Below are 19,334 nucleotides of genomic sequence, written 5' to 3' on the forward strand. Positions count from 1 at the left end.
CGACCGACGGTGGGTCGGCTGAGTGCGTCGTCCGTCATCACGGGTCTCCTCCAGGGTTCTTCGACACTTCGAGCGTCCCGCGGAACGCAGCGAGGCCCCATGGGCTGCCTGGGGGCGGACCGTGGGGCCTTTCGGCCCTCAGGACCCCGCCGCACAGGCCCACAGCACGGGGCCTCTCACGGTCGTGCTCAGTCGTCGGCGACCAGCGCCGTGAGGTCGAGGAGGCGGTTGGTGTAGCCCCACTCGTTGTCGTACCAGCCGAAGACCTTCACCAGGGTGCCGTGCGCCTGCGTGAGCGCCGGATCGAAGACGCAGGACGCGGGGTCGCCGATGACGTCGCGGGAGACGATCGGGGCCTTCGAGACACGGACTATGCCGTTCAACGGGCCGTTAGCCGCCTCGGCGAAAGCGGCGTTGACCTCTTCCGCCGTCGTCTCGCGGTTCAGCACCACCGCGAGGTCGGTGAGCGACCCGTCCTCCACCGGTACGCGCACGGCGATGCCGTCCAGGGCGCCGGCCAGCTCCGGTAGCACCAGCCCGACCGCGCGGGCGGCCCCGGTACTGGTCGGAATGATGCTCAGGGCCGCCGAACGGGCCCGGCGCAGGTCCTTGTGCGGGCCGTCGAGCAAGGTCTGGTCGTTGGTGTAGCCGTGGATGGTGGTCATCATGCCGCGGTCGATGCCGAAGGTCTCGTGAAGCACCTTCACCATCGGGGCGACACAGTTGGTGGTGCAGGACGCCGCCGAAACGATCCGGTCGCTGTGCCGGTCGTAGGTGTCGTCGTTGACACCCATGACGATGGTGGCGTCCACGTTCTTGCCCGGGGCCGAGAGCAGCACGGTGTGGGCACCGCCCTTGAGGTGAAGGGCCGCGGCGTCGCGGTCGCGGAAGCGGCCGGTGGACTCGACGACGATGCCCGCGCCGTAGTCGGACCAGTACAGGGCGGCCGGATCGCGTTCGGCAGTGACGGCGATGCGCCGACCGTCGACGGTGATCGAGCTGTCGTCGTGGCTGACCTCCCGTCCGATACGCCCGAACGTGGAGTCGTACTCCAGGAGGTGGGCCAAGATGGCGGGCGAGGTGATGTCGTTGATCGCGACCACCTCGACGTCCTGGGTGCCCGCCTCGGCACGGTCGAGTGCCGCGCGCAGATAGGTGCGGCCTATCCGGCCGAAGCCGTTGATGCCGACGCGTACGGTCATGGCGATGAACTCCTTTGTGGGGTAGGGGGTTTCAGGCGTTCCAGGTCCAGCCGGCGACCTCGGGCAGGTCGGTGCCGTGTTCGCGGATCCAGGCGTGGTGGCGGGTGCGGGCGTCGGCCATCTGCTGGCGGACGGCGGCGGCGCGCACGCCGAGGCCGGGGACACGGTCGATCACGTCCATGACCAGGCGGTAGCGGTCGAGGTCGTTGCGGACGACCATGTCGAACGGGGTGGTCGTGGTACCGGACTCCTTGTAGCCGCGGACGTGCAGGTTGGCGTGGCCGGTGCGGCGGTAGGCGAGCCGGTGGATCAGCCAGGGGTAGCCGTGGTAGGCGAAAATGACCGGCTTGTCGGTGGTGAAGAGCCCGTCGTACTCGAAGTCGCCCATTCCGTGCGGGTGCTCGTCGCGGGGCAGCAGCCGGGTCATGTCGACGACGTTGACGACGCGGACGGCGAGCTCGGGCAGATGCCGGCGCAGCAACTGGGCTGCGGCCAGCACCTCCTGGGTGGGCACGTCGCCGGCACAGGCCAGGACGACGTCCGGTTCCCCGCCGTTCTCGGTGCCCGCCCACTCCCAGATGCCGGCGCCGCGGGCGCAGTGGTCGCGGGCCTGGTCCATGGAGAGCCAGTCGAAGCACGGCTGCTTGCCGGCGACGACGACGTTGACGTAGTCGCGGCTGCGCAGGACATGATCGGCCACCGAGAGAAGGGTGTTGGCGTCCGGCGGGAGGTAGACGCGTACGACCTCGGGGCTCTTGTTGAGGACGTGGTCGACGAAGCCCGGGTCCTGGTGCGAGAAGCCGTTGTGGTCCTGGCGCCAGACGTGTGAGGTGAGCAGGTAGTTGAGGGAGGCGATCGGGGCACGCCACGCCAGCTCCCTCGACGTCTTGAGCCACTTGATGTGCTGGTTGACCATCGAGTCGACGATGTGCACGAACGCCTCGTAGCAGGAGAACAATCCGTGCCTGCCGGTGAGGAGGTAGCCCTCCAGCCAGCCCTGGCAGGTGTGTTCGGAGAGGATCTCCATGACGCGGCCGTGCCGGTCCAGGTGTTCGTCGACCGGCAGGTGCTCGGCCTGCCAGGCCTTGCCGCTGGAGTTGAAGACGGCCTGGAGACGGTTGGAGGCGGTTTCGTCGGGGCCGACCAGCCGGAAGTCGCGGCGGTGGGAGGTGTCGTGCATGACCTGTTCGAGAAGGTCGCCGAGGATCCTGGTCGGCTCGTGCAGGGTGGTGCCCGGCTTCTCGACCGGCACCGCAAAGGCGTCCAGGGAGGGGATGGGGAGGTCGCGGACGAGGAGCCCGCCGTTGGCGTGCAGGGTGGCACCGAGCCGCTTCGTGCCGTCGGGGACACAGGCGAGGACGTCCGCAACCGGCCGGCCGTCCGCGCGGAAGAGCTCCTCGGGCCGGTACGAGCGCAGCCACGCCTCCAACTGCCGCAGGTGTTCGGGGTTTTCGCGCACCTCCGCCAGCGGGACCTGGTGTGCGCGCCAGGTACCTTCGACGGGGACGCCGTCGACCTCGGCGGGGCCGGTCCAGCCCTTCGGGGTGCGCAGCACGATCACGGGCCAGTGCACGCGTTCGGCGACGCCGTCCTCGCGGGCCGTCCGCTGCATCACAGCGATACGGTCCAGTGCCTGGTCGAAGGCCTTGGCCATCGCCCGGTGCACCTGGGCCGGGTCGTCGCCGGTGACGTGGATCGGCTCGTGGCCGTATCCCCGCAGGAGTTCGTCGAGTTCGGACTCCGGGAGCCGGGACAGGACCGTCGGGTTGGCGATCTTGTAGCCGTTGAGGTGCAGGATCGGCAGGACCGCGCCGTCGTGGACGGGGTCGAGGAACTTGTTGGAGTGCCAGGCGGCGGCCAGCGGGCCGGTCTCCGCCTCGCCGTCGCCGATCACGCAGGCGACCAGCAGGTCCGGGTTGTCGAAGGCGGCGCCGTACGCGTGCGCGAGGGAATACCCAAGCTCGCCCCCCTCGTGGATGGACCCAGGGGTCTCCGGCGCCACGTGGCTTGGCACGCCGCCCGGGAAGGAGAACTGCTTGAAGAGCCGCTCCATCCCCGCCGCGTCGCGCGAGACGTCCGGGTAGGTCTCGCTGTAGCTGCCATCCAGCCAGGAGTTGGCGAGCACGGACGGGCCGCCGTGGCCGGGTCCCCACACGCACAGCGCGTCCAGGCCGCGCGCCTTGATCACCCGGTTGAGGTGGGTGTACACGAGGTTGAGGCCGGGCGAGGTACCCCAGTGGCCCAGCAGTCGCGGCTTGATGTGCTCGGGCTTCAGGGGTTCGGCGAGCAGCGGGTTCGCCATCAGGTAGATCTGTCCGGCGGCCAAGTAGTTGGCGGCGCGCCAGTGGGCGTCAAGAGCGCGCAGTTCGTCGTCGGAAGGTACGGAAAGAGCGGTGGCGTCCTGGTGTTCGACCTTGGGCATCAGAGGCTCCGGAAGTCATCGGCGTGGGGCAACGGGCAGTGCAGGCGGCATGGCCGACAAGAGGCGGAGGCGCTGCCGCGCAGGGCGTACGAGAGGGAACTACTGTTCCCACAGACGGAGTTGGGGACATCGCAGGCGTGGGTGCGAGGCCGGGAGCGCCCGCCGCGCGATCCGCAGCCCTACGTCCCCGACCCTGCGGTGAGTCTCCGAGCAGCCGGTCACCGTGCTCATCCCTGCTCGGGCACGATGACGACCGGGCAGGCGGAGTAGTGCAGCACTCCGTGGGCCACTCGGCCCAGCTGGAGCCCGTAGTGCCCAGGGCGGCGCTTGGCTCCGACGATCAGGAGGTCGGCGTCGCGCGAGGCGTCCACGAGCACGGTCCGGGCGTGGCCCTCGACGATACGGCGGTGCGATTCGACGTCGGCGGGAACGTCCTGGAGCGCCGTTTCCAGGGCCTCCACCGCCTGCTGCTCGTGCAGCCGGGCCGGTTCTCCGGCCATCAGCGGATGGTCGGTGGACTCGTGCGCGGGGCAGCGCCAGGCCCGTACGACGTCCACCGGCACCCGGCGCCGCCGCGCCTCCTCGAAGGCGAAGCGCACCGCCGCCGAGCCTGCCGGCCTCTCTCCGACGCCCAGAACGACTCGGCCGTGCGTTCCGGTCCGTGCCTGGTTGTCGTGGTTGCCGCGGACGACGATCACCGGGCACTGCGAGTGTCCGGCCACGGTCAGGCTCACCGAGCCCAGCAGCGCCTCGGCCAGGCCGCTGCGGCCGCGGGTGCCCGTCACCAGAGCCGAGGCGCTCCGGCTCTCGCGCACCAGCACGTACTCGGGTTCCTCGGACAGCACGTCGGTGGAGACCTTCACGTCGGGCTGACGCCGGCGAGCGCGCCGGGCGGCGGTCGCCACGATGTCCTCGGCCCGCACCTGCTCCGACGGCTTGCCGACGTCCTCGGCGAGCGAGCTGCCCTCGTACCGCTCCCACAGCGACGCGTACACCAGCCGCAGCGGCAGTCCGCGCACGGCGGCCTCGTCGGCCGCCCAGTCGACGGCCCGCAGGCTGGGCTCGGAGCCGTCGACGCCGACGACGATCGGGAGTGTCATCGTGGTCACCGTCCCGTACCGAGGTCGAAGACGATCCGGGCCTTGATCTCGCCGCGCAGCACGTCGGCGATGGACTCGTTGACGGAGGTCAGCGGGCGGGTCTCGGAGACAACCTTGGTCCGTCCTGTGGCGTGCAGCTGGAAGACCTCGGCGAGGTCCTGCCGGGTGCCGACGATCGAGCCGATCACCGAGGTGCCGTTCAGCACGGTGTCGAAGATCGGGACCTGGATCGTGCCGTGCGCGGGCAGGGCGACCATGACGAGCTTCCCACCGCGCCGCAGACCGGAGTTGACGGCGGCGAAGGCGGCCTCGTTGACCGCGAGCACGATGGCCGCATGCGCGCCGCCGTGCCGCTTGAGGACCTCGCCGACGTCGTCCTTGCGGGCGTCGATGACCAGGTCGGCGCCGAGTGCGGTGGCGAGTTCGAGCTTTTCGTCGGTGACGTCGATCGCGGCGACGCTGGCCCCGGCGATCTTCGCGTACTGCACCGCCAGGTGGCCGAGCCCGCCGACACCCGAGATCGCGACGAGCTGGGCGGGCCGCACGCCGGCGACCTTGAGGGCCTTGTAGGTGGTCACGCCGGCGCAGGTGAGCGGGGCGGCGTCCACGGCGGTCACGCCGTCAGGTACCGGCTGGGCGAAGTCGGCCCAGGCCAGCATCTTCTCGGCGTACCCGCCGTCGCAGCCGTACCCGGTGTTGATCTGCTGCTCGCACAGCGTCTCCCAGCCGGACAGGCAGTGCTCGCACCGCCCGCAGGCCTTGCCGAGCCACGGCACCGCGACGCGCTGGCCGACGGAGAGGTGCGCGACGCCGTCGCCGAGCCTCTCGACGAGGCCGACGCCCTCGTGGCCGGGCACGAACGGCGGGTTGGGCTTGACGGGCCAGTCGCCGTGGGCGGCGTGGATGTCGGTGTGGCACAGTCCGGAGGCCTCGACACGGACGCGGACCTGGCCGGGGCCGGGCTCGGGGTCGGGGCGGTCCTCTATGACCAGGGGTTCACCGAAGGCTCGTACAACGGCTGCCTTCATGACTGCTGCTCCTCAGGGGGAGGGACGGGGGTGGGTCGTGGCTCAGTCGTGTGCGACGACGGCCACCGGGGCGGTGGCGTGGTGCAGGACGCCGTGGGCGACCGGGCCGATGTGGGCGCCGAGCGCGCCGCGGCGGATCCGACGGCCGATGACGACCAGACAGGCCTCGCGGGAGGCGTCCACCAAGTGGGTGGCCGCGCTGCCGACGCGGGGCTCCAGGACGACCTCGATGGCGGGGTGCTTCCGCCGCCAGGGGCGCAGGGCCTCGGTGAGGGCCGTGGTCTCCTCGCGGGAGAGCTCGTCGTTCAGGCCCGCGTCCATCGCGAGGCCGTAGGCGTAGTACGGCGGCAGGTTCCAGCCGTAGACGACCCGCAGGCTGGTGCCGCGCCGGGCAGCCTCGGCGAACGCGAACTCGATCACCGCGTCGGCGGGGGCGTCGGCGTCGAGGCCGAGGACCACGGGCCGATACGGGGTGGCGGCCGACGGGATGCCCGCCGGGTCCGTCTCGTCCTCGTCGGCGGTCTGTTCGTCGGCCCGGACCAGGACGACAGGCAGCTCGGCGTGCGCGACGACGGAGAAGCCGACGGAACCGACGAGGAAACCGCCGACGCCGCTCAGGCCGCGGGAGCCGAGGACCAGCAGTTCGGCGTCCTTCGCCGCGGACACCAGCGCGTCCGCGGGCGCGCCGGTCATCTGCTCCACGGTCACGTCCACGCCGGGGTGGCGCAGCCGGATGCCTTCGGCCGCCTCGCGGGGAATTCGCTCGGTCCAGTGCTGGTGGGTCTCGGCGCCGAGCAGCGGTGCCTGCGCCATCGGCGCCGGCACCGGCTCCCAGACCTGGACCAGCTTCAGCGGCAGACCGCGCAACTTCGCCTCGCGGGCCGCCCATTCGGCGGCGGCACGGCTTTCGGACGAACCGTCGAGACCTGCAACAACAGTGCGGACCATAGTTTTCCTCCTGAACGGATGTCTGATTCCAGCTTCATGACGCAGGGGTTCCCGCAGCAGGGGCTGCAGGTCCCCGACAGGGGCCGTTCGGCCCAATGGGCAGCCGCACGGCGGGCCCTGTCACGAGGACCCGCCGACTTTCCTGCGGTCAGCGCAGCCGGCCGTCGTCGCTGACGAACGGCAGCCGCGCCCAGAGCTTTCCCAGGCCCCAGGTGGTGCCGGCGCCAGCGGCCGCGAGGGCGATGATGACGACGGCGTAGATGAGGTGGTGGTCCGCGAACGGGTTGGACGACATGCTCAGCGACCCGCCCGAGAGGTGCTTGGCCGGCGGCCACTGCGCGATCCACGAAGGCCGCCGCGCACAAGGACATGGGTGACCAGCGCGGTGACCCGGCGTCCGGGCCGGACGTGATGAAGGAAACGCTCCGGCCGGCGACCGGTCAGGACCCGGGGCTGGGCGCCGAACCAAAGGGCGCTCAACGCCGGTCCGCCACACTCTTGTCGCGAGCAGGTGACATGGAGTCAGTCGCCCTGCCGGCCCACGAACTCGTGCTCGTGGGCCGGCAGGGCGGGCGCGGCGGCGGCCCGGACGCTGTCCGCCCGCTCGACGTCCGCGTCGGGCCGCTCGCCCCGGTGCACGTGCGCGTTGCCGCCCTGGGCGATGCGCAGGGGTTCAGCTCTTCACGAACGGTGTGTCAGTGGTGGACGGGTGTCCGCCGGGCCGGCCGGTGCGTGCGAACGACCGGTGTGACCGGCGGCCGCTGCGGTGTCCGGCGGCCGCGCATCCGCAGCACGAGCGCGTCGAGTGCGGCGCTGAGCACGAGGGTGACCGCTGTCGCGATCAACAGCAGGACAGCGAACTGCCTCCAGAACTCCGGTGTCAAGGTCGTGCCCACGGTGTTCACCCCCCTCTGTCTGTCGAGTACCTCTCACGGTTTCATCGAACCGCGGGAGGCTGTTCACCGGCCGCTACCCGCGCCCGCTGTTCGACTTCAACACCGGTGTGCTGCGATGGAGTTGGCGCGTTGCCTACTACGCGTACGGCACCCTGGCCACCGACCGCTACCCGCCCTTCACTCTCGCCGACGTACCCGATTACCCCACACACTGGGACGTGGCATACCCGGAGAAACTGTCCCGTGGTCTCGTCCTGGTGAAGTGGTGGCTCCTGGCCGTTCCGCACCACCTGATCCTGGCCTTCCTTCTCGGCGGGCTCAAGGTGCCCTGGACGTCGGGCGGGCTCATCGCACTGCTCGCCCTGTTCGCCGGGGTCTCGCTGGCCGCCACCGGGCGCTACCCGCGCGGTCTGTTCGACCTGGTGATCGGGCTCAACCGGTGGGTCCTGCGCGTGGTTGCCTACGCGGCACTCCTCACCGACGTGTATCCGCCGTTCCGGCTCGACCAGGGAAGTGACGAACCGGGAGCCTCGTCCTGACCGCGGCACCCGTCCCGGCCCTCCGGGGCCGGCGCAAGGGACCGTTGGGCATGGACAGGGCCCCGTCGGCCCACGCCACGGCTGCCGTATCCGGCGCACCGTGGTCACAAGAGGCCGACCAGGGAGGCTGCCATGACGGAACGCAGGGAGGCTGCCATGACGGAACGCAGGGAGGCTGCCATGACGGAACACACCGACGGCAACGACATCGTGGTGGGCGTCGACGGATCCGAGGCGTCGATGGCCGCCCTGCGTTGGGCGGCCGACCAGGCGGAAGTCCTGCACACGGATCTCGTCGCGGTGCACGCCTGGGAACCGGCCACGAGCGGACACGCGCCCTACGCTCCGGCACCCGCTGGTCCGACGGTCGCCCAGGAGCGCGATCGCGCGGCCCAGATCCTCGCCGCCAGCGTGCGCGAGGCCCTGGGGCCCAGGATCGACGGCACCGTGCGCCACGTCGTGGTGGAGGGGCCGCCCGCTCGCGTGCTGCTCCAACAGGCGTGCGGCGCCCTGTTGCTGGCCCTGGGACGCAAGGCGCACGGGCGCTTCGGACTGGCCTCGGTCGGCCCGGTGGGCCGTGAGTGCCTGCGGCACGCGACGGTTCCGGTGGTGACCGTGCCGGTCGCGGACCGCTCCCGGAATCCGCTGGGAGCCGTCAACTCGCCTTCGCTGGCCGGGAGCAGTGCCTCGTAGCGCCGCGGACGGGCTGAAGGCCGACCGGCTCGGACCTGGGGTCCGGGCGGGTTCTGTTCAGAAGGGTTCGCCTCCGGCCGGCGGGGCGGTCCCAAAAGCGCGCACAGCACGTGCCCGTCGGGGCCGAGCACCCTCGCGGGGGCGACAAGGGCAATAGCCAGTTGTCCCTCGGCGGCGTGGGCAGCCGCCCGCACCGCGGCCAGGGCGGGCCGTGCGGCGATGGTGCCGCCGCGGGAGTAGCGGGCTCCCCTACTGCCCCGCCACCGGGACCCGCCACACCAGCGCCGACCAGCAGCATCTCGGGCAGGCGTGGCCGGGACCGCCGTGGTCGACGTCAGACCGCTGATCAGGCCGGCCGCGGTCCGGTTGGCCTCGGGTGGGGCGAGCAGCACGGCCAGGATGTTCGCGCAGAGCCCGATGACCCCGGTCGCGGCCATGTGTGCTCGACTGCATGTACGTGTTGGCGCTGAGAGGTTGCGCAGATAGGCGGTCCGTATGAGGCGGGCGGTCTCCACCGGGCCGTCGCACAGCGTCCGGTGCTGAGGGGTCGTATCGCCGAGGAAGTCGGTGAGCGGAGCATGTGAAGAAGCGGCCGTGAAATCCGTTGGGCACATGTTCGACCCGGACCTACCATCGCGCGCATGACGACTCATCACGAGATACTCGAAGCCGCGCTGGCCCAGATCACCGCCGGTTACGTGTTCCCCGAAAAGACGGCTGCCATCGACGCGGCGATCCGGCGTCGGCTGGACGAAGGCGCATATCAGGACCTGGACGTGCGGGAGCTGTGCGAGCGAGTCACGGACGACCTCCAGAATGTCTGTCCGGACAGACATTTGCGGTTGTTGTGGACCGAGGAACCACAGTCGATGGACGAGGAGCCGGAGGACGTCGCTCGCGCTCGTTTCGCGCAGTACGCCAGGGAGAGCAACTACGGCATCCGGCGGGTGGAGCAGTTCGACGACAACATCGGCTATCTCGACCTGCGCATGATCGCCCCCGCCGATCTGGGTGGTCCCGCGATCGCTGCCGCCATGCAACTGCTCGCTACCACCGCGGCATTGGTCATCGACCTGCGGCAGTGTCGGGGCGGCTCACCGGAGGGCGTGCAGTTGTGGTGCAGCTACTTCTTCGCTGACGACGGGGTGCACCTGAACGACATCTACGAGCGGGCCACTGGCTTGACCCGCCAGTACTGGACCCTCGGGCACCTGGCCACACCGCGCTACCTGGACCGCCCGGTCACCGTACTGACCAGCGACCTCACCTTCTCCGGCGGAGAGGAGCTGGCGTACAACCTGAAGGTGCTGGGGCGCGCCACCTTGATCGGCCAGACCACCCGCGGTGGCGCCCACCCTACGGCTCGTATTCCGGTCGCCCCGCACGTTACCGTGACCGTTCCCACCGCCCGCTCGATCAACCCGGTCACCGGCACCAACTGGGAAGGCGCCGGTGTCGAGCCCGACGTGGCCATCGCGGCCGAGGACGCGCTGAGGGCGGCACTGGAGCACCTACGCACGCGGATCGGCTGAGCAGCGTTCGACGCTTTGCAGATAAGCGGCGGGGAGGCTGGGGGCGGATGGGGTTTCTCGATACGGCGTCATGCCAGAAATCAGCTCGATCCGACGGGGACAGGACAGAGGTCGAAAGAATCAACGACACGGCAACTCCATAGCGAGGTCGTAGGGCCGCGCAGCGGCCACGGGCGTTACGGAGCCGCTGCGCAGAAATCCGCGTACGGCACCTCTATCGCAGAAGGGAGCAACTTGAGGGCGTCGGGTCACCTGCTTGATCACATCGCAGCCGCGCAGGAACGACCAGGGAGAAATACAGGAAGAACTCCGCGCCATGCCAACGCGGTGTCGCCCGCGCAGGGTGGATCGTCCCGATCACGCGTGGTCGTGCATCCTCGGCGGGAGGGGCGCTCCGGTCCGGTGGTAGTTCTGAGTTGCTCCTGGACTCGGGAAGGTCTTCATGCCGATCGGCGGAGGATGAGGCCACGCCGTTCGCGGGGTAGTGGAGTCACGAACGGAGGGCCTTTATCACCGCCGACACAGCAGCGACTGATCACCCAGCGTAGCGGGCGCTTTCGGTCTTCCGTGCGCAGGATCGTATGCTGCATGCGGGATGGTCGGTTTTCTGCCGTCACGGATAGGTCTCGGTCCCCTGGGGCCTGTAGGGCCGTGGTGGCGGCTGGGGAGGCGGAGGAGTTTTGGGGATCGGGGCGACCGCCGACGGGATCCGGGACAGTGGAATCGCTTTTGCTGGAGAGTGGCTGTGAACCAGGTGGCGCGCGTCCCCGGCGGGTCGTCGTTCGGTCGGCTGCTGCGGGAGTTGCGGCACAGCCGTGGCTTGACCATGGAGGAGTTGGCGGAGGCCTCGGGTGTTTCGGGGCGCGCGATAGGCGACATGGAGCGCGGGCGGAGCCTGCGCCCGCACCGGGGAACGGTCACCGCGTTGGCGCAGGGTCTGCGGTTGGACGACGCGGCGCACGACGAACTGCTGGCCGCGGCCCGAGTGGCCCGGCCTGCCGCAAAAGCCTCTCCGTCGGCAAAATCGTCACCCTATGCGTTGCCCAGAGGGGTCCGGGACTTCGTCGGCCGGCATGCGGAACTGGCCGAGCTGCGTGCCCTGGCGCAGCGGGCCGCCGAGGAAAAAGAGCCTGATGAGCAGGGAAGGGGTGCCGCCGCACCGCCGGTGGCGGTGGTGTTCGGTGCGCCGGGCAGCGGGAAGACGACCCTGGCGGTCCGGCTTGCCGAGGAGTTCGCGTCCTCCTTTCCGGACGGCGGGTTCCTGCTGGACATGCGAGGTCTGGAGGAGCAGCCCCTGTCGGCGGAGGAGGCGGTACTGCGCTTGCTGGGCGCATGGGACGTCCACGCGGCGCACCTGAGCGCTGAGGAGCGTCTGGCGCTCTACCACGTGACCACAGCCGGACTGCGTGCGGTCCTGGTCTTGGACAACGCTGGTAGCGAGGCGCAGGTCAGGCCCCTGCTGCCACGCGAGGGGGGTGTGCTGGTGGTGGTGACAAGCCGCCGCACCCTCGCCGGCCTGGAGAGCGTGCAGCGCGTGGAACTCGGTGCACTGACCGAGCAGGAGTCCACCTCCTTGCTGCGTGCCATCGTCAGCGACGGCCGCGTGGACGCGGAACTCGCAGCCGCACGCTCGGTGACCGAGCTGTGTGGGCATCTGCCCCTGGCTTTGCGGGTGGCGGCGAACTGGGCGGCCACCCGCACGAACTGGAGTCTGCGACGGCTCGCCACCCGGCTCGCCGACGAGGATCGCAGGCTGGACGTGCTCAGCGCCGGTGACCTGCGCGTCAACTCCGCGTTCTCCCTTTCGTACTCGCGTCTGGCACCTGGCGCCGCCCGGACGTTCCGGCTGCTGTCGCTGGTGCCGGGAGGTGATTTCAGCATGCCGCTGGCGGCCGTCCTCGCGGGTGTGTCGCTGCCCGACGCCGAAGACCTGCTGGAGGAACTGCTGGAGGCGGGACTGCTGATGACCTCCCGCGACGACCGCTACCGCTTCCACGACCTGCTGCGCCTGTACGCGCGGTCCCGGCACCGGACGGAGGAGAGCGAGGAGGAGTCGGCCGCGGCCGGCTCCCGTCTGCGGTCCTGGCTGCTGGACACCGCAATGGTCGCCGGCCGCTGGTACGAGCCTGGCTACGGTGCGCCGCCGCCGGACACCAGCTGCCTGGTCTCTCTGGACGACCCCGAGCAGGCACGGGGCTGGCTCAAGGCGGAGGCCGACAATTGGCTGGCGGCGTTCCGCGAGGCCGTCGAGTGCGGCGAGCACGCCAGGGTCACCGAGGTCGCCGGAGCCATGCACTGGTTTTCCGAGAATTGGGTGTCCTGGGGCCACTGGACCGAGATCTACGAACGCGCTGCCCAGGCCAGTGCGGCCCTGGGCGACCCCGCCGTGGAAGCCAGCCACCGTAGCTACCTCGCATGGGTCTACTGGCAGTGCGAACGCCGCCATGACGAGGCGGTCGCCGCCGCCACGTCGGCACTCGGTCTCGCCACGGCCTGCGGGGACGTCGTCCAGCAAGCACAGGCGCACATGTATCTCGGCTGGCTACAGGCCGCGGTCGACGACGTGTCGGCCGCCGTCCACAACCTTCTCCGTGCCATGGAGCTGTTCGCCGAGGCCGACGAAATAGGCGGATACCTCCAGGCCGCCAACGTGAACATCACGGTGCTGCGGAAGGCCGGCCGCGTGCAGGACGCCATCGAGACCTATGGGGAGGTGATGCACGCCCTCGCCGATCCTCGCAACCATGACCGGATCGCGCCCAGCGTACGGGACATCACCGCCTTGATCGCCACGTGGCACGTGTCGTTCGTCCATCTCAACCAAGGCCACTGGCGGGAGGCGGTCGATGTGCTGCGTCGCATCCGCGGGCAGCTCGGCGCTCGCGGCTATCACCGGGCGGCAAGCAAGGCTCACCTCTACCTGGGCCACGCGCTCGCTCACCTCGGCGACGACACCGAGGCCGCCGTCGAGTACCGCGTCGTGCTCACGCTGGAAGGCCCCATCCCGCCGGCCATAGTGGAAGAGGCCCGCGCAAGCCTTGACGCCCTGGCCGTCGGCCGACCTGCGCCGCCGACCCGGTTCGAGTGACGGGCGGGGCTCGACCAGGTCAAGGCCCCCGAACGAAACTGCCCGCCGCCGGTTGGCCGAGCGCCGCTCTCGGCTCGGAGAACGTGCACCAGGTCGGCCGGGCCAGCGGCAGCGAGGACGTGGGCATCCTCGCCCGCGCTACCGAAGTCCCCCTGGCCCACTGGTGGTCCGGCGGCATCCAGGCCGCCTTCATGGCCGACATGGCCCCCGGTCAAGCGTCCAGCGTCCGGTGGACCGACAACGAGCGGGCCACCCGCGAGCGCTGGCCGTCATCGACGCTGCGGGTGGAGACGCCATGCACGTATGCCGCCCCGGACATCATCATGTGACGCCATCCCAGGGCAGGTTGGACCAGACCTATCCTGTCGGAATCGTTGACATGTACGTCACCCGCCGCAATTCTGAGAGCGCTCTCAACGAGAACCGGACGGCTCCACTCCGCCGGAATCCACCTCGTTGGAATCCCCCCACCCAAGGAGAGAGCGAGTGCCCAGAAGGCCCAGGAGTCTCAAATGGCATGCCCTGGCGGTGGCCGCGGCCACCGCCACCACGGCGCTTCTCACGTTCGGCGCCCCCTCCGACGCGAACGCGGCCGTCCCGACGACGATCCCGCTGAAGTTCACGAACAACTCCGGCCGCAGCGAACCCGTCTACATCTACGACCTCGGAACACTCCTCTCGACGGGCCAGCAGGGCTGGGCCGACGCGAACGGCACGTTCCATGCCTGGCCCGCCGGCGGCAATCCGCCGACGCCCGCGCCCGACGCCTCGATCACGGGACCGGCCAACGGCCAGTCGATGACGATCCGGATGCCCAAGTTCTCCGGCCGGATCTACTTCTCCTACGGCCAGAAGCTCGACTTCCGTCTGACCACCGGCGGTCTGGTGCAGCCGGCCGTGCAGAACCCGAGCGACCCCAACCGCAACATCCTCTTCAACTGGTCCGAGTACACGCTCAACGACTCCGGGCTGTGGATCAACAGCACCCAGGTCGACATGTTCTCGGCCCCGTACGCCGTCGGGGTCCAGCTCGCCGACGGCACTACCAAGAACACCGGCCACCTCAAAACGGGCGGCTACACCGGGTTCTTCAACGCCCTGCGCGGCCAGCCGGGCGGCTGGGCCAATCTGATCCAGACCCGGTCCGACGGCACCGTCCTGCGGGCGCTGGCTCCCGGTCACGGCATCGAGGCGGGCGCGCTGCCGGGCACCGTCATGGACGACTACGTCAACCGCGTGTGGCAGAAGTACAGTTCGTCGACGCTGACGGTGACGCCGTTCACCGATCAGCCGAACACGAAGTACTACGGGCGGGTCTCCGGTGACGTCATGAACTTCACCAACAGCGCCGGAGCGGTCGTCACCAGCTTCCAGAAGCCCGACTCGGACAGCATCTTCGGTTGCTACAAGCGGCTGGACGCCCCCAACGACCTGGTACGCGGCCCCATTTCACGGACCCTGTGCGCGGGCTTCAACCGCTCCACGCTTCTCACCAACCCCAACCAGCCGGACACGAGCTCGGGGAACTTCTACCAGGACACGGTGACCAACCAGTACGCCCGCAAGATCCACGCGCAGATGGCCGACGGCAAGGCCTACGCGTTCGCCTTCGACGACGTCGGCAACTACGAGTCCCTCGTCCACGACGGCAACCCCCAACAGGCGTACGTCACGCTGGACCCGTTCAACTGACGGATGCCGAAAGGCTAGTCGGACACCGGGCAGGTGGTCCGCTTCACGAGGTCGTGCCAGCCGGACTCCAGGCGTTCGAGCGGCATCCCGCACTGTCGCGTCAGGTGATGGATCAGTGCGGGTTCCAGGTAGCCCATGAGGGTCTGGGCCAGGAGAACGCTGTCCGCGCCGGGCACGGCCTCGCGCAGGAGCATGGCGACATGCGTGAAGCGGACGCGGTACGGGGCGGAGCTGAAGCGCCGGGAGGCGTCCGGCTCGGCGGCGATGTACAGGTCGAGCCGGTCGTGGATCTCGCGCAGGACCCGGCAGCCGAAGGCGTGCAGGCGGTCCGCCGGTGACGCGCCGGGGCCGAGAGGTGGCGGGCCGCTGAGGAAGGCGGCCTGGAACTGCTGCTCGGTGTGGTCGAGCAGGGCCATCAGCAGGCCGGTGCGGTCACCGAAGCGCCGGAAGACGGTTCCCTTGCCCACCGAGGCCGCGACGGCGACGGCCTCCATCGTGACATTGGCGACCCCGTGCTCCTCCACCAGGCGGGTGGCGGCCTCCAGCAGCCGCGCGCGGTTGCGCGCGGCATCGGCGCGGAGCTGCGGCGCGGCAGGCCCGACGGTCAGCTCCAGCGGGACCGGGGCTCCCGAGGGTTCCTGCCCTCTCGGGAAGGGCGGAAGTGGGGTGGACATGAACACAGCGTAACGGCAGGCGGGGACAACTGGACCCTGGTCCGTTTAGCTGCTACAACATTAAACAGACCAGCAAGCGGACCTCGGTCCGCTTTATTGCCGCAATGTTTCGTCCCCGGGAGTTCCCCATGTCCGTACGCATCCTCGCGCTCGTCGGCAGCCTTCGCGCCGGCTCCCACAACCGCCAGCTCGCGGAGGCGGCCGTCAAGCTCGCCCCGGAGGGCGCGGAGATCGAGCTGTTCGAGGGGCTCGCCGACGTCCCGTTCTACAACGAGGACCTTGACGTCGAGGGCAAGGTGCCGGCCGCCGCCACCGCCCTTCGTGAGGCCGCGGGCCGCTCCGACGCCTTCCTGCTCTTCTCGCCGGAGTACAACGGCACGATCACCGCCGTCCTGAAGAACGCCATCGACTGGCTGTCGCGTCCGTACGGCGCCAGCGCCTTCACCGGCAAGCCCGCCGCCGTGGTCGGCACCGCGTACGGTCAGTTCGGTGGCGTCTGGGCGCAGGACGAGGCCCGTAAGGCCCTCGGGATCGCGGGTGCCGCCGTCCTGGAGGACCTGAAGCTCTCCGTTCCCGGCTCCGTGACCCGCTTCGCCGAGACCCACCCGGTCGACGACGCCGAGGTCGCCGCCCAGCTCACCGAGGTCGTCGCCCGCCTGCACAGCCAGGTCGGCACCGCCGGCGCCGCCTGACGACTCCCCCCAGGGCCGGTCCGGTGCGCCGGACCGGCCCTTCGCGCGTTCCCGGCAGCCGCCGACCGCCCCCCAACGGGCCCCGGATGTCAGCGATCTTGGCGGAACCGAACCCTCCGGGCCAAGATGCCCGCATGAAGGGTGATCTCTTTTCCAGTGACCACATGGTGCAGCCCGCCGTCACGCCGGGCATGACCATCCAGAACGCCAAGTCGATCAAGTACGCCGTCAACGGCGACATGCTCGCGCGCCAGGGGGCGATGATCGCCTACCGGGGGAATCTGCAGTTCGAGCGCAAGGGCCAGGGCGTGGGCGGCATGCTCAAGCGGGCGGTCACCGGTGAGGGACTGCCGCTGATGACGGTACGCGGGCAGGGCGAGGCCTGGTTCGCGCACGAGGCGCAGAACTGTTTCATCATCGACATCGAGCCTGGCGACCTGTTCACCGTGAACGGGCGCAACATCCTGTGCTTCGACTCCACGCTGTCGTACGAGATAAAGACCGTGAAAGGCGCGGGCGTCACCGGCGGCGGCATCTTCAACAGCGTCTTCAGCGGTCACGGCAGACTGGGGCTGATCTGCGAGGGCAACCCGCTGGTGATACCCGTCTCACCGCAGCAGCCGGTGTACGTCGACACGGACGCGGTCGTCGGCTGGTCCGCGCAGCTCCACACCTCGCTGCACCGCTCGCAGTCGATCGGCTCGATGATCCGCGGCGGCTCGGGCGAGGCCGTACAGCTGAAGCTGGAGGGCGACGGCGTGGTCGTCGTACGGCCGAGTGAGGCGACTCCGCAGAAGGCACAGCAGCACTGACGCCGGGAGAACGGCCGAAAGGGGCCCCGCCCGATGGCGGGGCCCCTGCTTCTTGTCCCGTCCGTCAGCGCCCTGCGGCCGGGGTGTTGGCGGTGGTGACATTGACGGCGGCCCACACCGCGTCCACCGTCCGGTACTCGGTGCTGGTCGCCCCGTACATGTCGGCGGCGGCCTTGAGGGTCGCGGTCCGCGCGTCGTGGAAGTCGGTCGTGGAGACCATGTAGCGGGTCAGCGCGCGGTAGAAGATCGCGGTCGCCTTGGCGCGTCCGATGCCTGTCACCCGCGAGCCGTCGTACGTCGGCGAGTCGTACTTCACACCGCCGATCGTCTTGCGGCCACTGCCCTCGGCGAGCAGGTAGTACGCGTGCGAGGAGACGCCGGAGCCGGCGTGCACCTCGGTGTCGTACGCCGCGGGCGACCAGTAGTCGACGGTGCCCTCCAGCTTGTCCAGGGAGGGGTGGTCGAGGCGGCGCAGGAACTTCTGGGCGAGGCCCAGCTTCTCGCCCATGAGGTAGTTGGGCGGGTTCTTCGGGTTGTTGGCGGAGAACTCGACGTTGGACCCGAAGATGTCGGCGAGGGACTCGTTGAGGGCGCCCGGCTCGCCGTACTGGTTGCCGTCCGCGTCCACCCGGGTGGGTTCGAGGGCGGCGGTGGCGTCGACGACGCCGTGGGTCAGCTCGTGGCCGGTGACGTCCAGGACGACCAGCGGCTTCTTGAACATGTCGCCGTCACCGTCGCCGTAGAGCATGCAGCCGCACGTCGAGTCCCAGAAGGCGTTGCCGACCTTGCGGCCGAAGTGGACCATCGCGCGGGCGCCGGTGCTGTTGTTCTTGATGCCCTTGCGGCCGAAGGTCTTCTTGTAGAAGTCCAGCGTCTGGGTGACGCCGTACTGGGCGTCGACCGCGGTGGTGGTCCGGTTGGCGGTGGTGCCGGTGCCCCACTTGTTGGTGGTGCTGGTGAACTTCGTGCCGCGCGAGAAGGCTTCCAGTTCCGCGCCCTTGGCGTCCCGTGTCTCGGTGTTCCACCGGGTGGGGTCCTTGAGGAGGAAGCTGGTGCGCGCGGTCCGGGTCGTGGTCAGCGTCACCTTGCCGGCGAACAGGGAGGTGCCGCTGCCGGTGGCCTTGACCGGGTAGCGGGCGGCCGCCGTCACGCCGAGGAGGCCGGACGGCTGGGTGGCCACGCCCGTCGCCGGGCTCGCCGTCTCGCCCTTCTCGCGAAGCGTCTTCTCCAGGTGCGGCGAGATGAACTCGTCGCTGTCGGGGGTGTTGCTGCGGATCCGGCCGCTCTGCGCGTCCACGACGACCGTGCGGGAGCCGCCGGCCTCGGTGGTGTCGCTGTCCGTCACGCGCACCTGGTAGGCGAGGGCGGCGGCGCCGTCGCGGGCGTCGACGACGAGTGCGGCGCTGCCCGCGTCGCCCTGGGCGGCCGCGGCGGCCTTCTGCTCGGCCTGCCGGGGCGTCAGCTTCGCCTCGGTCGTGGCCGGCTTGACGGCGTGGTCGGCGGCCCGGGTCACGCCCAGGTAGGCGGACTGCTTGCCGAGATGGACGACGAGGTCGCCGCCGAGCACCGGGAGCCCTCGGTGGCTGCGGACGAAGCGGACGTGCTGCTTGCCGTCCGGGTCCGTCATGACGTCGGTGGCCCGCAGGGTGTCACCCGGGCCGACACCGGTGGCCGGGGCGTGGGCGAACGCGGCGGCCCGGGCGGCCTCCACCGGCGAGGAGGCCGAAGTCGCGGAGCGGGCGGGCGAGTCGGGCGCCGCGAAGGCGGGGCCCGCCGGAAGCGTGGCCGCCGTCGTCACCGCGACGGCGATCGCCACGCGGCGTATGTGGGGTCTACGCACTGAGTTCCTTCGAACGGGGGCGGTCGGCGTCGCCAACCGCCGTGAGGCACGGCTTCGTTGAACACCGTGGGGGCTGTCGGGCCCTCCCGACAGATGCGACGAGGGGGGCGGTGGTTGCCCGGCGAGGTCCACCAACCCGCACATGTGATCGAGGTCGCAGCGCCTCCGGCCCACAG

Annotated in this window: 16 protein-coding genes and 1 pseudogene; 8 read left to right on the top strand and 9 right to left on the bottom strand. The window is 70.2% G+C overall.

Features of this window, described 5'->3' with window-relative positions; translation table 11 throughout:
• Positions 1–188 precede the first annotated feature (188 nt).
• From gap to ABZ656_RS05290, 7 genes and pseudogenes are all read right to left on the bottom strand, one after another.
• On the bottom strand, positions 189–1,202 hold the full coding sequence (gap, locus tag ABZ656_RS05260) for a type I glyceraldehyde-3-phosphate dehydrogenase (RefSeq protein ID WP_360264735.1): 1,014 nt from the start codon (positions 1,200–1,202) through the stop codon (positions 189–191).
• Between the two features lie 31 nt (positions 1,203–1,233).
• Entirely contained in the window at positions 1,234–3,624 is a 2,391-nt protein-coding gene (locus tag ABZ656_RS05265; protein WP_360264738.1) for a phosphoketolase family protein, read from the bottom strand.
• A 227-nt stretch (positions 3,625–3,851) separates the two neighbouring features.
• Positions 3,852–4,724, bottom strand: coding sequence for a universal stress protein (locus ABZ656_RS05270; RefSeq protein WP_360264741.1), 873 nt, complete (start codon positions 4,722–4,724; stop codon positions 3,852–3,854).
• Positions 4,725–4,729: 5 nt separating this feature from the next.
• Complete coding sequence (locus tag ABZ656_RS05275) at positions 4,730–5,752, bottom strand: zinc-dependent alcohol dehydrogenase (protein WP_101407123.1); 1,023 nt, start codon at positions 5,750–5,752, stop codon at positions 4,730–4,732.
• A 42-nt stretch (positions 5,753–5,794) separates the two neighbouring features.
• Positions 5,795–6,700: a universal stress protein gene (locus tag ABZ656_RS05280; RefSeq protein ID WP_360264744.1), complete on the bottom strand. Its 906-nt coding sequence runs from the start codon at positions 6,698–6,700 to the stop codon at positions 5,795–5,797.
• 148 nt (positions 6,701–6,848) lie between these two features.
• Positions 6,849–7,046, bottom strand: a pseudogene (locus ABZ656_RS05285) (hypothetical protein); the annotation flags it as partial.
• A gap of 349 nt (positions 7,047–7,395) precedes the next feature.
• Complete coding sequence (locus tag ABZ656_RS05290; RefSeq protein ID WP_101407125.1) at positions 7,396–7,596, bottom strand: hypothetical protein; 201 nt, start codon at positions 7,594–7,596, stop codon at positions 7,396–7,398.
• On the opposite strand from ABZ656_RS05290, the gene ABZ656_RS05295 reads away from it, so the two are divergent.
• From ABZ656_RS05295 to ABZ656_RS05320, 6 genes are all read left to right on the top strand, one after another.
• Complete coding sequence (locus tag ABZ656_RS05295; protein ID WP_101407126.1) at positions 7,578–8,135, top strand: DUF4389 domain-containing protein; 558 nt, start codon at positions 7,578–7,580, stop codon at positions 8,133–8,135. The genes ABZ656_RS05290 and ABZ656_RS05295 overlap by 19 nt on opposite strands.
• 180 nt (positions 8,136–8,315) lie before the next feature.
• The gene (locus ABZ656_RS05300) at positions 8,316–8,828 is read left to right on the top strand and encodes a universal stress protein (protein ID WP_101407127.1); all 513 of its coding nucleotides are present in this window, start codon (positions 8,316–8,318) and stop codon (positions 8,826–8,828) included.
• 641 nt (positions 8,829–9,469) lie between these two features.
• Positions 9,470–10,360 carry a S41 family peptidase gene (locus tag ABZ656_RS05305; protein ID WP_360264748.1) on the top strand — a complete coding sequence of 297 codons (891 nt, stop codon included), beginning with the start codon at positions 9,470–9,472 and terminating at the stop codon, positions 10,358–10,360.
• Positions 10,361–11,105: 745 nt separating this feature from the next.
• Complete coding sequence (locus ABZ656_RS05310) at positions 11,106–13,448, top strand: helix-turn-helix domain-containing protein (protein WP_360264751.1); 2,343 nt, start codon at positions 11,106–11,108, stop codon at positions 13,446–13,448.
• An 83-nt stretch (positions 13,449–13,531) separates the two neighbouring features.
• Positions 13,532–13,777: a hypothetical protein gene (locus tag ABZ656_RS05315; protein WP_360264754.1), complete on the top strand. Its 246-nt coding sequence runs from the start codon at positions 13,532–13,534 to the stop codon at positions 13,775–13,777.
• A gap of 199 nt (positions 13,778–13,976) precedes the next feature.
• Complete coding sequence (locus ABZ656_RS05320; RefSeq protein ID WP_360264778.1) at positions 13,977–15,140, top strand: glycoside hydrolase family 64 protein; 1,164 nt, start codon at positions 13,977–13,979, stop codon at positions 15,138–15,140.
• Positions 15,141–15,154: 14 nt separating this feature from the next.
• Here ABZ656_RS05320 and ABZ656_RS05325 read toward each other — a convergent pair whose 3' ends face one another.
• Positions 15,155–15,814 (bottom strand): TetR/AcrR family transcriptional regulator, encoded by a 660-nt coding sequence (locus ABZ656_RS05325; RefSeq protein ID WP_101408396.1) that lies wholly within the window; start codon positions 15,812–15,814, stop codon positions 15,155–15,157.
• A gap of 128 nt (positions 15,815–15,942) precedes the next feature.
• On the opposite strand from ABZ656_RS05325, the gene ABZ656_RS05330 reads away from it, so the two are divergent.
• Entirely contained in the window at positions 15,943–16,506 is a 564-nt protein-coding gene (locus ABZ656_RS05330) for an NADPH-dependent FMN reductase (RefSeq protein ID WP_101407132.1), read from the top strand.
• 134 nt (positions 16,507–16,640) lie between these two features.
• Positions 16,641–17,318, top strand: a complete 678-nt coding sequence (locus ABZ656_RS05335; protein ID WP_101407133.1) for an AIM24 family protein — start codon at positions 16,641–16,643, stop codon at positions 17,316–17,318.
• Between the two features lie 64 nt (positions 17,319–17,382).
• Here the strand turns inward: ABZ656_RS05335 and ABZ656_RS05340 are convergent, their stop codons facing one another.
• Entirely contained in the window at positions 17,383–19,158 is a 1,776-nt protein-coding gene (locus ABZ656_RS05340) for a M4 family metallopeptidase (RefSeq protein WP_360264759.1), read from the bottom strand.
• Positions 19,159–19,334 lie beyond the last annotated feature (176 nt).

The organism is Streptomyces sp. NPDC007095, from assembly GCF_040634475.1.
Classification (GTDB): domain Bacteria; phylum Actinomycetota; class Actinomycetes; order Streptomycetales; family Streptomycetaceae; genus Streptomyces.

What these genes read in the sequence shown, in the direction of transcription:
- ABZ656_RS05275 (WP_101407123.1), bottom strand. Translation starts at nt 5,752, where the DNA reads ATGAAGGCAGCCGTTGTACGAGCCTTCGGTGAACCCCTGGTCATAGAG.
- ABZ656_RS05270 (WP_360264741.1), bottom strand. Translation starts at nt 4,724, where the DNA reads ATGACACTCCCGATCGTCGTCGGCGTCGACGGCTCCGAGCCCAGCCTG.
- ABZ656_RS05325 (WP_101408396.1), bottom strand. Translation starts at nt 15,814, where the DNA reads ATGTCCACCCCACTTCCGCCCTTCCCGAGAGGGCAGGAACCCTCGGGA.
- gap (WP_360264735.1), bottom strand. Translation starts at nt 1,202, where the DNA reads ATGACCGTACGCGTCGGCATCAACGGCTTCGGCCGGATAGGCCGCACC.
- ABZ656_RS05305 (WP_360264748.1), top strand. Translation starts at nt 9,470, where the DNA reads ATGACGACTCATCACGAGATACTCGAAGCCGCGCTGGCCCAGATCACC.
- ABZ656_RS05335 (WP_101407133.1), top strand. Translation starts at nt 16,641, where the DNA reads ATGAAGGGTGATCTCTTTTCCAGTGACCACATGGTGCAGCCCGCCGTC.
- ABZ656_RS05265 (WP_360264738.1), bottom strand. Translation starts at nt 3,624, where the DNA reads ATGCCCAAGGTCGAACACCAGGACGCCACCGCTCTTTCCGTACCTTCC.
- ABZ656_RS05280 (WP_360264744.1), bottom strand. Translation starts at nt 6,700, where the DNA reads ATGGTCCGCACTGTTGTTGCAGGTCTCGACGGTTCGTCCGAAAGCCGT.
- ABZ656_RS05300 (WP_101407127.1), top strand. Translation starts at nt 8,316, where the DNA reads ATGACGGAACACACCGACGGCAACGACATCGTGGTGGGCGTCGACGGA.
- ABZ656_RS05330 (WP_101407132.1), top strand. Translation starts at nt 15,943, where the DNA reads ATGTCCGTACGCATCCTCGCGCTCGTCGGCAGCCTTCGCGCCGGCTCC.